Source organism: Nocardioides sp. GCM10030259 (assembly GCF_042666375.1).
In the GTDB taxonomy this organism is placed as follows: Bacteria; Actinomycetota; Actinomycetes; order Propionibacteriales; family Nocardioidaceae; genus Nocardioides.
The window spans coordinates 395192-409767 of record NZ_JBHTDF010000025.1; the positions used below are offsets into that span (position 1 = coordinate 395192).

At 68.3% G+C, this 14576-nt stretch carries 15 protein-coding genes; 8 read left to right on the top strand and 7 right to left on the bottom strand.

Annotation, left to right across the window (positions count from 1 at the left end; all coding sequences use genetic code 11):
* Positions 1 to 6: 6 nt before the first annotated feature.
* Complete coding sequence (locus tag ACFQQI_RS21360; RefSeq protein ID WP_378568351.1) at positions 7 to 786, bottom strand: helix-turn-helix domain-containing protein; 780 nt, start codon at positions 784 to 786, stop codon at positions 7 to 9.
* 111 nt (positions 787 to 897) lie between these two features.
* Here ACFQQI_RS21360 and ACFQQI_RS21365 point away from each other — a divergent pair, with 111 nt between their 5' ends.
* Both ACFQQI_RS21365 and ACFQQI_RS21370 read left to right on the top strand, forming a co-directional pair.
* The gene (locus tag ACFQQI_RS21365; RefSeq protein WP_378568353.1) at positions 898 to 1317 is read left to right on the top strand and encodes a nuclear transport factor 2 family protein; all 420 of its coding nucleotides are present in this window, start codon (positions 898 to 900) and stop codon (positions 1315 to 1317) included.
* Positions 1318 to 2410: 1093 nt separating this feature from the next.
* A complete protein-coding gene (locus ACFQQI_RS21370) occupies positions 2411 to 3088 on the top strand; it encodes an arginase family protein (RefSeq protein ID WP_378568355.1) in 678 nt (225 codons plus the stop codon).
* On the opposite strand, the gene ACFQQI_RS21375 is transcribed toward ACFQQI_RS21370, so the two are convergent.
* The gene (locus ACFQQI_RS21375; RefSeq protein WP_378568357.1) at positions 3030 to 3644 is read right to left on the bottom strand and encodes an NYN domain-containing protein; all 615 of its coding nucleotides are present in this window, start codon (positions 3642 to 3644) and stop codon (positions 3030 to 3032) included. The genes ACFQQI_RS21370 and ACFQQI_RS21375 overlap by 59 nt on opposite strands.
* A 161-nt stretch (positions 3645 to 3805) precedes the next feature.
* Positions 3806 to 4612 (bottom strand): oxaloacetate decarboxylase, encoded by an 807-nt coding sequence (locus ACFQQI_RS21380; RefSeq protein WP_378568359.1) that lies wholly within the window; start codon positions 4610 to 4612, stop codon positions 3806 to 3808.
* A 173-nt stretch (positions 4613 to 4785) separates the two neighbouring features.
* On the opposite strand from ACFQQI_RS21380, the gene ACFQQI_RS21385 reads away from it, so the two are divergent.
* The 3 genes from ACFQQI_RS21385 (at position 4786) to ACFQQI_RS21395 (ending at position 7348) form a co-directional block, all read left to right on the top strand.
* Positions 4786 to 5166 (top strand): RidA family protein, encoded by a 381-nt coding sequence (locus ACFQQI_RS21385; RefSeq protein WP_378568361.1) that lies wholly within the window; start codon positions 4786 to 4788, stop codon positions 5164 to 5166.
* Between the two features lie 159 nt (positions 5167 to 5325).
* Positions 5326 to 6174 (top strand): NYN domain-containing protein, encoded by an 849-nt coding sequence (locus tag ACFQQI_RS21390; protein WP_378568363.1) that lies wholly within the window; start codon positions 5326 to 5328, stop codon positions 6172 to 6174.
* Between the two features lie 175 nt (positions 6175 to 6349).
* The gene (locus ACFQQI_RS21395; protein WP_378568365.1) at positions 6350 to 7348 is read left to right on the top strand and encodes a hypothetical protein; all 999 of its coding nucleotides are present in this window, start codon (positions 6350 to 6352) and stop codon (positions 7346 to 7348) included.
* 49 nt (positions 7349 to 7397) lie between these two features.
* Here the strand turns inward: ACFQQI_RS21395 and ACFQQI_RS21400 are convergent, their stop codons facing one another.
* Positions 7398 to 8483: an ATP-binding protein gene (locus ACFQQI_RS21400; RefSeq protein ID WP_378568367.1), complete on the bottom strand. Its 1086-nt coding sequence runs from the start codon at positions 8481 to 8483 to the stop codon at positions 7398 to 7400.
* A 325-nt stretch (positions 8484 to 8808) separates the two neighbouring features.
* Between ACFQQI_RS21400 and ACFQQI_RS21405 the strand changes: the two genes are divergently transcribed.
* Positions 8809 to 9795, top strand: coding sequence for an AraC family transcriptional regulator (locus tag ACFQQI_RS21405; RefSeq protein WP_378568369.1), 987 nt, complete (start codon positions 8809 to 8811; stop codon positions 9793 to 9795).
* Positions 9796 to 10011: 216 nt separating this feature from the next.
* Here ACFQQI_RS21405 and ACFQQI_RS21410 read toward each other — a convergent pair whose 3' ends face one another.
* Positions 10012 to 10455 (bottom strand): MarR family winged helix-turn-helix transcriptional regulator, encoded by a 444-nt coding sequence (locus tag ACFQQI_RS21410; RefSeq protein WP_378568371.1) that lies wholly within the window; start codon positions 10453 to 10455, stop codon positions 10012 to 10014.
* A 90-nt stretch (positions 10456 to 10545) separates the two neighbouring features.
* On the opposite strand from ACFQQI_RS21410, the gene ACFQQI_RS21415 reads away from it, so the two are divergent.
* Both ACFQQI_RS21415 and ACFQQI_RS21420 read left to right on the top strand, forming a co-directional pair.
* Positions 10546 to 11205, top strand: a complete 660-nt coding sequence (locus tag ACFQQI_RS21415; RefSeq protein WP_378568373.1) for an FMN-dependent NADH-azoreductase — start codon at positions 10546 to 10548, stop codon at positions 11203 to 11205.
* A gap of 834 nt (positions 11206 to 12039) precedes the next feature.
* A complete protein-coding gene (locus ACFQQI_RS21420; protein ID WP_378568375.1) occupies positions 12040 to 12519 on the top strand; it encodes a GNAT family N-acetyltransferase in 480 nt (159 codons plus the stop codon).
* Between the two features lie 278 nt (positions 12520 to 12797).
* On the opposite strand, the gene ACFQQI_RS21425 is transcribed toward ACFQQI_RS21420, so the two are convergent.
* Together ACFQQI_RS21425 and ACFQQI_RS21430 are read right to left on the bottom strand one after the other, a co-directional pair.
* Positions 12798 to 13922, bottom strand: a complete 1125-nt coding sequence (locus tag ACFQQI_RS21425) for a squalene cyclase (RefSeq protein WP_378568377.1) — start codon at positions 13920 to 13922, stop codon at positions 12798 to 12800.
* A gap of 252 nt (positions 13923 to 14174) precedes the next feature.
* A complete protein-coding gene (locus ACFQQI_RS21430; protein WP_378568379.1) occupies positions 14175 to 14498 on the bottom strand; it encodes a glyoxalase superfamily protein in 324 nt (107 codons plus the stop codon).
* Between the last annotated feature and the right edge of the window lie 78 nt (positions 14499 to 14576).

Genomic DNA, 14576 nt, shown 5'->3' on the forward strand with positions numbered 1-14576 from the left:
CCGTCGTCAGGAGGAGAACCGCTCGGCGGTGGCGGCGTCCGCAGGAACGAAGGTCTCGAGGTGGAGGCCGTCGACCGTGAGGTCGTTGGCCATCTCCAGCCGCGCGGAGACGCTGAAGAGTCGGAGCACGTGATCGCCCTGGTCGACCTCCATCGTGAGGACCGGCCCCGTGCTGGCCGCCCCGGGCCGGACGGCGCCGAGCCACGACTCGGCCTCGATCAGCAGGGCGCCGAGCCGCGGATCCCGTGTCTCCTCCGCGCGATGACGGAGCTGGCCGACCAGATGGCCGCCCCACTCGGCGAGATTGCGGATGCGAGGAGCGAGACCGCCCGGATGCAGGGTGACCCTGATGGCGTTGACGGGCGGCTCCAGGAGCTCGGGTGCACACCCGGCCAGCAGGGCGGCCACCGCCGCGTTGCTGTCGACGACGTCCCAATGGTCGTCGAGCAGCAACGCAGGCCAGGGCAGGTGGGCATCGAGAAGCCGACGCAGCCCGTCCAGCACAGGGGCGAGGTCGCGGCTGTCCAGGTCCCGCTCGTCGTGGGGCGGCGCGAAGCCGGCCGCGAGGAAGAGCTGGTTCTTGACGCGCAACGGGACGTCGAGGTGGTCGGCGAGCGTGGCGACCATGCGGCGCGTCGGTGCGGACCGGCCGTTCTCCACGAAGCTGAGGTGACGGGTGCTGACCGACGCCCGACTCGAGAGCTCCAGCTGACTCATCCGGCGCCGACCGCGCCACTCCCTGAGAAGGTCCCCGACCGTGTGGTCGCGCGTCGTCGTTGCAGGCATGGGCACGCACCCTAGTAGCGGTTCTCCGCTCGATCATGACCTCGGAGGTAATGGTCGCGACGCGCGCGCTCCGTCAGGCTCCACTCGAACGCATCCAGAGGAGAGTGACCCATGACGACCAACGCCCACACCACCGCGACGGGAACCACGACCGACACCGAGACGAGCACCAGCGAGGCCAAGGACGTCGTCCGGGCCTACCTGGCGACGTGGAACGCGACCGGGGAGCCGGAGCAACGGCGACTGCTGGCGCAGCACTGGTCCCCGGAGGTGACCTACGTGGATCCCCTGGCGGCCGTGCGAGGTCACGACGACCTCCGCGCACTCCTGAGCGGCGTGCACGTGCAGTTCCCGGGGTTCGTGTTCTCGCTCGTCGGGAACATCGACGCCCACAACCGCCAGCTCAGGTTCCAGTGGGGACTGGGGCCCGCCGGGGACGAGCCCGCCGTCATCGGCTTCGACGTCCTCGTCCTCGACGAGGACGGCCGCATCCTCGACGTCCGTGGCTTCCTGGACCGGGTTCCCGGCTGACGACACGAACGCGAAAAGGCCCCTGGCCCGCGTCTCCGCGGACCAGGGGCCATTCGGTTGGAGCCGCCTGTCGGAATCGAACCGACGACCTCTTCACTACGAGCGGCGCTCCCTGCCTCGTTTGTCGCGTTGGTGAGCGTGACCCACGCTTGGAGACGTTGCCCGGTGAGCGTCGATCTCGATCTGGGGGGCCGCCGGGGGCCGCACTGTCGTGATGATCCAGTGCAGACCCGCGTCGTATCAGACTCGTGAACCGGTCAGGACGCAATGCAGGGGCCGCCGGCTCCGCGGCATCCCACACGGCAACCCGACGAGATGCCACCCCACCGTCAGCACTACCAGGGGAACCTCGGCACGCTCAGCGGCTGTCATGTGGACACCGACGGCACGCTCGACCAGGACCGATTCCGTTCGAGGACTGCCAGCGTGTTCTTGCAGGTCAGCATCACAGTGTCCTGCCACATTCTCGCCACACCCCAGCACGCGTAGCGCTGTAGCCCTCTTCGCCCAGAAGGACGCGGCGGCTGATCTTAGTAGACCTGCGGACCATTCGACCCGGACGCTGCCGGGCTCGAGCGTGCAGCGGCGCACCGAGGCGCCGATCGGTCCGCAGTTGTACGAGCTCCGCGATCAGGCCGCGGAGCGTCGTGACTCCTGCGCGCCTCGTCCCCGTGTTCCCCACGTCGGCGCGGAGGTCCGTTCGAGACTGCCGACGGGCAGCAGCAACCAGTGCCGACCGGCACAGACCACCTTCGCGATCTCCACGGGCCCGTCGGTGCTCTCGACGACATCGCGCCAGTGCACCTCTGCCAACGCACCGCATTCCGGACACCAGGTCATGTCCATCTCGCACCCCCCGAGGTCTCGTTCACAGGAAGAGCAGGGCACCTCGCTTCAGATACGGAGTCCCCGGTGAGCGAGGATCTCGTCATGGAGAGCATCGAGCTGATCGGGGTGCCCTTCGACGGCTACGGCAGGCCCGGTCATCAGGCAGCGGCGGCCGGGCGCTTGAGAGCGGCGGGCCTGACCACGGCGCTGGGGGAGCTGGAGGTCACCGACCGCGGCGACCTCCAGCTGCCCCCGCCCGACGGAGGTGACTGCACCACCCTGCTGGGCACGATCCCTGCCTTGCGACGCAGAGAGCCGGTGGGGCTGCTCTTCGTCGACGGCCACGAGGACACCATGCCCCTGGACGTCTCTGAGGACGGCGAGGCGGCCAACGCCGAGATCGGGCCTGCTTCTCGGACTCACCGGTCGTCTCCTGCGAGGTCCGCTCGCAGGGCGTCGCGGCCTTCTCCCGAGATCCGAGCTCGCCGTCCTGGGTCCCCGAGACCAGGCGTGGCGGCATCGGCACAACGTCGGTTCCCTGCGCGACCACGGCGTGTGGTTCCAGGACTGCTCACAGACCTCCGCACATCCCGAGGAGAACGCCCACGAGGCGGTGCGGCACCTACGCGCGGCCACGGAACACTGGTGGCTGCACGTGGACCTCGACGTACTCGATCCCGAGGAGTTCCCCGCACAGGGTGTACCCGGCGATCCCGGCACGCCCGGCGGCCTCAGCTGGGAGACGCTGACGAACGTGCTCCGCACCGCCGTCGAACAGGACGGTTGCGCCGGATGGAGCATTGCCATCTACGACCCGGAACTCGATCCGTCAGGAGCAGACGCCACGCGCATCGTCCGGTTGGTCACGGACGTGGCGTCGGTCATCAGGGTGCTGCTCTCCGCCGCATGCTGGAGCCCCGGTGCGGCCCGTCCGCCGAGCTAGAGGACTGCGTTGGATCGAACTCGTCGATCGGGATGATGCGAACACGGGGCAGTTGCTCGTTGAACGCGCGCACGTCGTATTCGAGATCAAAGGTCGCCAGCCCCTGCTCGACGAGCTCGATGAAGGCTTGATTGCGGAATTCGACGAAGCCGACGACGCCGACCCGGCGACCGTCCAGCAGACTACCGACCTGGTCGACGAAGTCGCCGTCGTTGCTGACGAGCAGCACATCCGCGTCGCGATTGCCGATCTCGTCAAGCGTCCGCTGGATGGCGATATCGACCACCTTCTCGCCGACGCTGCCCGACAACGCGACGGGTCGGTATCCGATCGCCAGCAGCGCTTGAACGAACGCCATCGGAAGCTCGTTGTTCGCGGCGAGGAAGAACAGCCCGGTCGCCGGCTGAGCCCAACGCTCCCGAGCGAACTGCAGCAGGCGCTCCCATCGCGGGCGCTCTTCGGGGCGGGGCCGCCGTCCCAGGATCGACGTCCCCAGGGTGGCGTCGATGTTCTCGCCGTCCACGAGGACGTAGGTGATACGCGACGCCGCGTCCATGGGACGAGAGTACGGGGACCGCGGCCCGAAACATGCCAGTCAGCGAAGGAGACGGCCATTGGCACCCGCGGGTCGCCGACTTTCGCCCTGAGCCAGTGGCGGTCAGTGGTAGGTCACTCCGCCGCGCTCCGGTCAGTTCAGCCGGGCGCCTTCGCGACCACCTAGTCTGCGAGCAACGCCTCGACGTCAGGCAGCTGCGCGAACCGCGAGAACGTCCCGGCGTCCGCGATCTCCTGAGCGGCGTTCAGGAATCCGGCCCAGGCAGTGCGTGCAAGGGTTCCGCCGACGCTGACCCGCCGCACCCCGAGGCGCACCGCCTCCGCGACGGTGATGAAGGGAGCATTGATCAAGAGGTTCACCGGCTTCGGCGACACCGCAGCCACGATCGCGGACACATGCTCGAGCCGGTCGATCCGGGGCGCGTACAGGCAGTCCGCACCGGCCTCGGCGTACGCGCGGAGCCGGCGTATCGTCTCGTCGATGTCTGGACGGCCACAGACGAAGCCCTCGGAGCGGCCGGTGAGGACGACCCTCGTGCCGCTCTCATCGATCGCTTGCCGGGCGGCCCCAACTCGTTCAACGGCCAGCTCGAAGTCGTAGAGCGGATGCTCCGGGTCGCCCGAGGAGTCTTCGATCGAGAGCCCCGCGATCCCGGTGTCGACCGCCATCGTCACGTTCGCCGCGACCTGGGCAGGGTCTACCGCGTACCCGTCCTTGAAGTCCGCGTTCACCGGAACCGCCACAGCGCCGGCGACCTGACGGAGGTGCTCGAGCGCCTGATCTCGGGTGACCTGGTCGTCCCCGAGGCCGAGTGTCCACGCCGAGCCGGCGCTGGTCGTGGCCAGCGCCTCGAACCCCATCTGTTCCAGCGCGCGAGCGCTGCCGACGTCCCACGGGTTCGCCATCACGAAACACCCTGAGGCATGCAGCCGACGGAACTCAGCGATCCGATCGTCGTTGCCAGCCATCCCCAACCTCGCCATCGGGCCGGAACCTTCACTGTAGTCCGACCCGAGGTCCACTCATACGAAATCGACCCCGCGTCACTCCGCCGCCGGCCGGGCGCGCACGAGCACCACAGTCCGGGCGAGCGCCTTCCGCGCGGCGTCGGACGATGGGACGATCAGCCAGGAGGTCCGAGATGCCGCGCCAGATCATCACGACACCAGACGCACCGAGCTCCCCGCTCTTCAGCCAGGCGGTCAAAGCCGGCTCCCAGGTGTTCATCTCGGGAACTACCGGTATCGACCCGAGTACAGGTCGCATGGCCGGGGACAGCATCCAGGCTCAGACCCGCCAAGCGCTCACCAACTGCGAGGCCATTCTCCGGGAGGCCGGTGGCACGCTCGATGACGTCGTCGAGGTAGGCGTGCTGCTCACCGACCCGGACGACTTCGCTGGCATGAACGAGGAATACGCGCCCTGGTTCCCGTCCGATCCACCGGCCCGCTACGCGGCCAAGCTGGGAGCCAATGTTCCAGGACTACTCATCTCGATTCGCATGACGGCATACGTTGCCTGACCCGGCGAGTCGATTGCTGACGGTCGCCTTGGTGATGGGCTTCAACACTGCGGCATTCCGCCGCGTTCACCGCGACGGAGTTCCCAGGTTCGTGACGAGGGTTGGCAGTTCGGACCATGGCTTGCGCGAGGATGGTTGCCTGCGACTTAGGAGCCACGGATGCCGGATGACAACCTTCGCCTTGCCGTACTGATCGACGCCGACAACACCTCGGCCAGGTTGGTGAAGGAGATGTTCGAGGAGCTGGCGGGATACGGGACGATCACCGTCAAGCGAGCCTATGGCGATTGGAGCAGCGATGGTCTCAAGGGCTGGCGCAACGTGCTCCTCGGCAACGCGATCTCGCCGCAACAGCAGTTCGCCTACACCACCGGCAAGAACGCCACTGACTCTGCGTTGATCATTGACGCGATGGACCTTTTGTACTCCGGGAACGTCGAAGGTTTCGCTATCGTCTCGAGCGACAGCGACTTCACCCCGTTGGCAATGCGCCTGCGCGAGTCTGGCAAGCGGGTCATCGGCGTCGGGCAGCGCAAGACGCCAAAGGCGTTCGTAGAAGCATGCGAACGTTTCGTCTTCCTCGAGGTGCTCACCGACAGCTCGACTGCGGTCGAGCCGCCTGAGGAGAGCTCGAGCGAGCATGCGGAGGAGAACTCCCCCCGGCCGATCCAGAGTGTCCTGACGAAAGCGCTAAACAAGGTCACCACCGACGACGACTACTGGACATCGCTTAGCGCTCTTGGGAACCACTTGAATCGCACGGACCCATCGTTCGATGCCCGCAACTACGGATTCAGCAAGCTCAGTGACTTGGTCAAGGGCCAGCCATTCGTCGAGACCAAGATCGTGACCGGCCCCTCCGGCCGGGGAAGTCTGTGGGTTCGCATGAAGGGTCGGCGCCCGGTTGACGGACCCTCGACACGCAAGCCCGCGAAGACAGTGACCAAGAAGGCACCCACGAAGAAGACCGCGTCGAAGGCCGCGAGCGCGGCCAAGAGTGCCGACTGAGGCCGTTGGCTCATCGCGCATTCCCATGCCACTTTGACGCGGACATGCGTCACTCCGCCGCGTGCCGGACGCGCCGATCTGCCCACGCGAAACTCTGGGCGCCGGGACTGTGTGGGGCGAGTTGTCCCCGTGGCGCGCGATGTTCGTCTGTGAGGGGCGTGGGTACCTCGGCGGGATGAAGCCGCTACGAGTCGGCCTCGTCGCTGACCCAGCCAAGCCCACTGAGATCGCGTGCCGGTTCGGTGATCTCCAGCCGCCGGACGGCGAGGATCGGCGCGATTGGGACATCGAGGTGGTGAGCGAGCCGTTCACCGTGGCTTGTGAGGACGTGGAGACCGCGCTGTCGCGGTTGTCGGATCGAGCCCAGGAACATGACTGGGACGTGGTCGTCGGGCTCACCGAGCTGCCTCTGCGCGATGGCGACGGTCGTTACCTGCTGATCGAGACGGACCCGCAGCACGAGACGGCGGTGCTGTCCCTGCCTGCGCTCGGCGGCCTTCGCATGCACAGACGCAGTCGCCGCGCCTTGCGCGAAGTCGTCAGCGGTATGGCCGGCCCCGCCTCGGAGAGCGATCGCCGCGTACCGCTGCCGCGTCGTGGTGGCCGCTGGCGGCTGCTCGTGGGCATGGTGCTCGCCAATCGGCCGTGGCTGCTCGTGCCCGGGCTCAAGACGGCACTGGTCGCGGCACTCACGACCGGCGCCATCGCCACGATCAACTCCACCGTGTGGCTGCTGGCAGGGTCGCTGTCGTGGTGGCGCCTGGTCGTCGCATCGGTCGCGTCCATCGCGCTCGTGGTCGGTTGGCTCGTGATCGACGGTGAGCTCTGGGACCGGCCGGACGGCGACACACCTCAAGCCCGGGAGCGGTCTCGTCTGTACAACACCTCGACGCTTCTGACCCTCACCGCCGGGGTGGTCATCTGCTATGTCGCGCTCTATGTCCTGAACCTGGCGTGGGCGCTGTTCGTCCTCGACCCCGCCGTGATGGGCGGCTACCTCGGAATGTCGCTGGGCTACGGCGACCTGGTCGTGCTGGCCTGGTTCGTCGCATCGGCGGCCACAGTCGGCGGCGCGTTGGGCAGCGGGCTGGAGTCGGACGAAGCGATCCGCGCGGCTGCGTACTCCAAGCGCGAGGAGGACCGCCGAACACGGCTCGCTCGCGAACAGAGTTGAGACCGCGGTCGCATCTGCGATCGTGCGAGGGCATCGCGCGGCCCGACTGTCACCGGATCGGGAGCCGCAGCGAGGCGCACAGCCCCTGGGGGCGGTTCGCAGAGAGCTCGAGCGCTCCGCCATGCGCCAGAGCGATCGTGTGCGCGATCGCCAGCCCGAGCCCTCGGCCGGTGACGTCCTGACGCGGGTGATTGCCCCGCTCGAATGGTTCGACGAGGCGGTGTCGTTCGTCATCGTCGATGCCTGGGCCGTTGTCCGAGACGGTCAGGTCGACGGTCGCGTCGTCTCCGAGGCGCGTGTGGAGCCAGACAACTGAGCCAGCCGGGGCATAGCACGCGGCATTCTTCAGCAGCTCGGACACTGCGCGGCGGACCTCGGCGAAGTCCATCACGGCCGGCAGCGTGCTGGGCTGGTCGACGTGCAGCTCGACCCGGTTCTCGTCGAGCAGCGGCATGAACGCGTGCGCCACGTGCTGCACCACATCTGTGAGGTCGCCGTAGGTCTTGGTGAGCTGTGTGTGGCGGTCGAGGTCGAGGAGTGCCGAGACCGTCTCGAGGAGGCTTCCGAGGGCTCCGGCGGCGCGGAGCACGGCATCCACGGCTCGCTGCGCCTCCGGCGTGATGCCCGCGCGCTGGTCGTCGAGCAGCTCTGCGTAGCCGAGCAAGCTGGTCACCGGTGTGCGCAGGTGATGGTTGACGGTCTCCAGGAGCCGCTCGCGGAGTTCGGACTGACGCTCGTGCGCCGCCCGCTCGTCGGTGACGTCCTGGACGAGCACGATGGCCCCGTTGAGGCTCCCGTCAGGGCCGATGAGCGGCGAGGCGTTGCAGCGCAGGTAGAGAAGGCGTCCGGCCGGTGTGCGCGACACGATCAGCGCGTCACGGACGACCTCTCCCCGCCGGGCCCGCACCAGCGGTACGTCCTCGGTCGGCAAGGCGGTGGAGCCGTCATGAGTGAACAGCCGGAAGCGGTCGCTGATCTCGTCCTCGGGTACCGGCTCGAAGGGCAGTTCGAACAGCTCTTGCATGCCCGGGCTGAGCAGCGCGATCTGTCCGGCCGAGTCGCTCGCGGCAACCAGCAGTCCGGTCTGCGCCAGCAGAGTCGACGACGTCAACTGCTCAAGCTCCGAGATCGTCATCTGCCTTTCCGAGAAACTGGCAACCGGCCTCGCATTGTCGCAGGAGGCGCCTTGCGACCTGTCGGGGGCCAGACGCAAGGCGCCACGGATCAATGCTGATACGGCAGGACACGGGACCCGGCCCGATCGTCGGACGTCTGCGCGATTCGGGCACGAGACAGCGCTGATCGGCTACGTGAGCCCCAGTCCGGAGGGTCCTCAGCGTGATCTCGTAGCCTGACCTTGAATGTCCGGGCCAGGCACTCCGATGTAAGCGGCGAGCGCAACGATCGGCAGCGGCGCGACGCGATCCACGTTCGATGCCGGCACAGGAGACCGCAGGGAGATGGAAGAAAGCCGACTGAGCATCACGCCCTGCGTGCGGCACACGACCGACGACCGCGACGAGGCCGAGCAGGTCATCACCGGCCTCTACCTTCCGAACCAGCTCGACCTCACGGATGACTCGGCACCGCTGGGCATGGAGGTGACCGGCATGCGCTTGGGAGCGCTCACCGTCGCCCGCCTGACCTACGGGCGTCCGGTGCGTCTCCGCACGGCCGACGCTGAGAACTTCCACGTGAATGTCCCACTGCACGGCCGGGCGGCATCGCGCAGCGGGTCCGGCGAACCGGTGACCACATCGCCCGGCGAAGGCTTGGTCTTCTCTCCCGGTATGCCGGCCGAGATCTCGTGGTCGAAGGATTGTGAGCAACTGTGCCTCATGATCTCGCGGGCCCGTCTGGAGGGCGAGCTCCAGAGAATGCTCGGCAGGTCCCTCATTGGCCGACTTGTCTTCGACTTCGGCGCCGATCTGCGCAGCGGTGTGACTCAGCGCCTGCGGACCGTGCTGGATCTGCTCGTGGGTGAGCTCGATCAGCCGACCGACGTCAGCCGGGAGCCGCTGGTGGCCAGACACGTCGAGGGTCTTGTGCTCGACGGCCTCCTGCTCTGTCAACCGCACAACCACGCGGACGCGGCAACTCGAGCTGGGCCGGCGGGCCCCCGCACGACCGTCAGGCGTGCGGTCGAGCTGATCGAGGACAGCCCGTCCGAGCCGTGGACGACGGTGCGGCTCGCCGCAGAGGTGCACCTCAGCCCACGGGCGCTTCAGGACGGGTTCCGCCGCGATCTCGCCACCACACCGATGGCCTACCTGCGGGAGGTTCGGCTGCGCCGGGCGCGCGAGGCGTTACGGGCCGCCGACCCCGACACCACCACGGTGCGCGCCGTCGGCGCCAGCGTCGGCCTGTGGCACCAGAGCCGCTTTGCCGTCGCCTATCGAAGAGCATTCGGCGAATCGCCCTCGGAGACGCTCAACCGCACCCGCTGACCGCGGACTCTCGAGTCCCCAGCCATCCTCCAGATACCAAGCACCTGCAGATCCGGAAGTCTCCCGGCTTCAGTATCTCGCCCCGACCCGGGCAAGCCACGACCCCGCGTTACGGAGTGCGTCCATCGGCCGCGATGCGGACGCGCGGATCTGTCGATGAGCGGGCAGCTCGTCCTCCGGACGGCGCGCATCGGTAGTCCCCGAGGGGCTCCGCACTCACGCTCGATGTGCGCCGACGTCGAGCACCTTGCGCAGCGCACCCGCCAGGATCTCGGCCTCGCGCGCTGTCAGGTGGTCGGCGAACTCGCGGCGCACCGCGGCGACGTACGTCGGTGCCGCCTTGCGCAACGCCGCCCGACCTGCCGGGGTCAGGGTCGCGAACGCCGACCGCCCGTCGTCCGGGTTCGACTCCCGCGTCACCAGCCCGGCGCGGGTCAGCTCGTCGACGACCCGACTGACCCGCGTGCGGCTGACGGCGGCGACCGCGCCGAGCTGGCCCATCGTGAGTCGTCGGTCCGGCGCGCTGTTGAGCTCGACGAGCACGTCGTACCACGTCAACGGCAGACCATGTGCGTCCTGGAGCTCACGATCCAGGCGCGGCACCAGGGTGGCGTGGACCTTGAGCAGGGCACCCCATGTCTCAGAGAGGTCGGTCGGCATGGGTCGAGCGTACCAATATCTTGTGCGTGCGCACACACTCTGGTAGAACTATGTGCGTACGCACACACTTCTCACGAACAGGATCCAACCATGACCACCCTCCTGCACATCTCCGCCTCCCCCCGCGGTCAGCGCTCCGAGTCCCTCGCGATCGCGGAAACGTTCCTCGCCGAGCTGCGGGCGACCCACCCCGATGTCACGGTCGAACAATGGGATCTCTGGGATGGAACCCTGCCCGAGTTCGGCCCGCCGGCCGCGGCCGCCAAGATGGCGATCTTCGGCGGCGCTGACCCCGAGGGCGAGGAGGCCACCGCGTGGCGCGCTGCGCGCGACACGTTCGAGCGCTTCGACTCCGCCGACTACTACCTGTTCAGCGTGCCGATGTGGAACGCGTCGGTGCCCTACATCCTCAAGCAGCTCATCGACGTCATCAGCCAGCCCGGCATGATCTTCGGCTTCGACCCCGCCGAGGGCTACACCGGCCTGCTGCAGGACAAGCGGGCCGCCGTCATCTACACCGGAGCCGTCTACGGCCCCGGCCGCGGCCCGGGATTCGGCAACGACTTCCAGCAACCGTACTTCGAGGACTGGCTGCAGTGGGCCGGCATCGACGACATCCGCAGCATCCCGTTCCGTCCCAACCTCGCCACCGTCGACCCCGAGCCCGGACGTCGCGCCGCACACGCCCGGGCCACCGCGGTCGCCCGAGGGTTCCTGTCCGCCGCCGCCCCGGCCTCGCTGGCCGGGTGACTTGAGCCGAGCAAGGGCGCAGGGCGCGGCTGCGCGTGCGAGCATCGTCCAGTGACTCGGGCTGGTGCCGGCATCGCGTTGTCGCGCTCGTACTTCGCGGACCTGATCGCTCCGCTGCTGCAGCAGTCCGTGCCTGACGTGCGGTATGCGGCCGCGCGCGTGGGGGCCGGGTCGGAGGTCTTGGGCCTGGACGATGCGACATCGCGCGACCACGACTGGGGTCTGCGGCTCCAACTGTTCGTGTCGGCGCTCGACACGTACCTGCCCGACGAGTTCCGTGGCTACCCCGTCCGACCTGGTACCCCGACGACATCTGGCGGTACGTCGTTGCGTGTGACTGACAGCGCCTGGACCAGGAGCTGCCCCTCGTGGGACGTGCGAGTGGACGCGGCGACGAGCTCGGGTCGCGTGTCATCGCTGCGCGACTCGTCGACATCGCCGCCACCTGGCGTTCATGCTCTCCCGGACCTGGCCGCCGTACGCCAAATGGCGAGGATCGACCGTCAGACACCTGAGCGGGTGCTCGGGCATCGCAATAGACCTCGGCCGGGCCCTGGCCGCCCGCTATTGGGAGGACCGTCAATGAGCGCTCGGCGATGCCCTCACCGGCCTGGCCCGGATGCAGGGGCAGTGCGGGCTGCCCGCTCCGCAAGCAGCGGTCGAGCCCTTCTGGGATCGCCCGCACCACTCAGGCAACTTCCAGTGGTGCCGTGGCGGTGCTGACTTCCTCCCTCGCGGAGCACGCTTTTCGGAATGCCGGGGCCCACTGGTCAGGAGTCAGACGAGTCGGAATCTGGTGGCAGTAGAGGCAGTTCGCTGACAACCTCGGGTGCCATGAATGTCGAGGTCCGCGCCATCACCGCTGATGACTGGCCTCTCTTCCGCGACGTCAGCTTGCGGGCGCTGGCCGACTCTCCCGACGCCTTCCGCAGGACGCTCGCCGAGGCCCAGGCGCTCACGGAGGACTTCTGGCGGCGGCAGGCCGAGGGGTCAGCACCGATCCTGATGGTGCTGGAAGATGGCCGCGGAGTCGCGATGGGTGGCGTCTTCACTGCCCCGGACAGCGGCGTCGCCTACGTCTGGGGCATGTGGACGGCGCCCGAGGCACGCGGCCGTGGGTACGCCGCCGGGCTCCTCACCGATCTGGTGAGCTGGTGCCGCGACCGCGATCTCGGCGTACGTCTGCATGTGACCGAGGGCAACCGGGCCGCGCGCCGGCTCTATGTCGCCCACGGCTTCAAGTCGACCGGCGTGCGGGAGCCGCTTCGGGAAGGATCGGCGCTGCAGGTCGAGGAGCTGCGGCTCTTGGAGTGACCTACGTTTTTCGATGTGCGACACTCCCGACGAGGCATCGCTCAGCATGCACACCACGCGCCCGGACATGCCGCGAGGAGTGCGTCTATCCCCCGCCTGTTGGCTGCTGACGGAACGACCGGATCAGCCGAGCGCGCGTCGCATGCCCGCGTTAGCCGGGGGCCGCACAGATCTCTCGGGATCTTCGGTCGTGCGGCGTGCGCGGTGGCACGTCGCGTTCCCGCTGATGGTGAGGAGCGGCCCAGCTGCCACTGTCCTGATGATGTCACCAGCTGCCGTCAAGACGCGTGACGCGCGTTGCCGGAGGGGGTGGACGCGTCGTACCAGCGCAGCACCCGCAGCGCCCTCAAGGTGTTCCAGCGGCTGGGCGTGCCGTCGGGTTCCTCGAACCGGAAGTGGACCGCGCTGGGGTGGGTGTTCTCGAGCAACCAACGGCCGTCGGGTTGGCGCTTGGCGCGGACGCGTTCGATCGCTTCGGCCAGCCGTGGATCCGGAGTGCCTCCACGCCGGGCGAAGTACTCCGTGGCCTTGAGCACGTCGTAGTGCCAGCGTGGGGGGTAGGAGAACAAGGTCCATTCGGGGTTGACCACCTCGCCCGTGCGTAACGACCGGAAGAGGTTGCGTCGGAGCAGGTACTCCTCTCCGTCTCGGCGAGCCCGGCGGACCTCCTCAGATCCGCCGGTACGGCGCTCCCACCTCAGCAGAGCGTCGATCACATCCAGGGTGCTTGCGAAGGACGACGGCGCCGGGCGCGTTTCGGCCCAGCAGTTCCAGCCGCCATCCGGCATCTGGTCGGCCACGAGGCGCTGCACCACCCGGTCCACGTCGACGCCCAGGTAGGCGCCGATCAGGATCGTGCCGGCGTTGATGCAGCAGTCCACCTCGCCGGCGAAGAACGGCAGCCCTTCGTACTCCCAGCGGCAGTTGTGGGCCACCAGGCGTGCGGTCTCCTGCATCACCGGACTGTCCGGTGGAGCGCCCAGGTGGCACAGGTCGAGAAGGACCGGGTACGTCGCGGTCCACGGCTGGCCCGGCTCGGCACCGGACCCGTCGGTCGGTGCCTCGGCCGGTTCCGCGTCCGGCGACGGCCATGGCGGTGGTGGCTCACCGGCCGCCAGAGCCCGCGCAGTGTCCGCTGCGAACGCCGCGGTATCCGGGAAGCAGGCCCCGTTCGCCCAGAGGCCAGTAGGAGCCCGCAGCGCCAGCAGTCGAGCGCCCCAGCCCTCGTGCGCCACTCGCGCTCGCTCGGTCGCCACCTCGGTCTCCGAAGCGTTGACGAGGTCTCGGAGCACCTGCCAGCGGATCGCCGGATCCCCCTGCAGCAGCCACTGCACAACCGGATCGTCCTCGGCCATCGGCGGCGTTCGTGGCTGGTAGGGGCCTTGATTCTCCGTCGGCTCCATCCATGAACCGTAGTCCGAAGAACCGCACACATCTGCCGCTGCGCGTGCCTTGGGGATGCGTCCTTCTCGCCGCGCCAGTCCGCCTTTCAGCGGCCGATCGGATGCCTGCCGACGTCCCAGCCCCATACAGCGACGGAACCAAGTCGCGCTGAGCTCGACCACCCGGGCCCTGCCGCGAACCTCCGTTCCCAGGTGCGACCTACCGCCGCCCACAGGGTGTGATCCACGCGCTCCCATGCTGTTGGAGCGGCTTCAGCGCGTGCCAGCTCGCACGCGGTTGCCATCCGGGTCGGTGATCTCGCAGTCCCGGGCCCACGGCATCTCGTCGACCGTGGCACCGAACTCCACCGCGATCGCGTCCACGTCCTCGACCCACAGGTAGACCAGACCGGGTCCAGAGGCATCCCCGCGGTGCTCCGACAGATAGACGTGACACTCGTCGCGCTGAATCCCGACGAAACGCGGTAGGCCGGGCTCGAACTGGTGTCGGAACTCCTCGGTAAAGCCCAGCCTTCTCCACCACAGGAGCGATCGGTCGACGTCCAAAACGGCCAGGATCGGCACCGCAGTCGTCATGCTCAGAACGCTATCGGCCTACCGTTGCGTCTGCGCGGGCCCACCGCGATCGCGCGTCGAAGAGGTGTGTCTCACCGC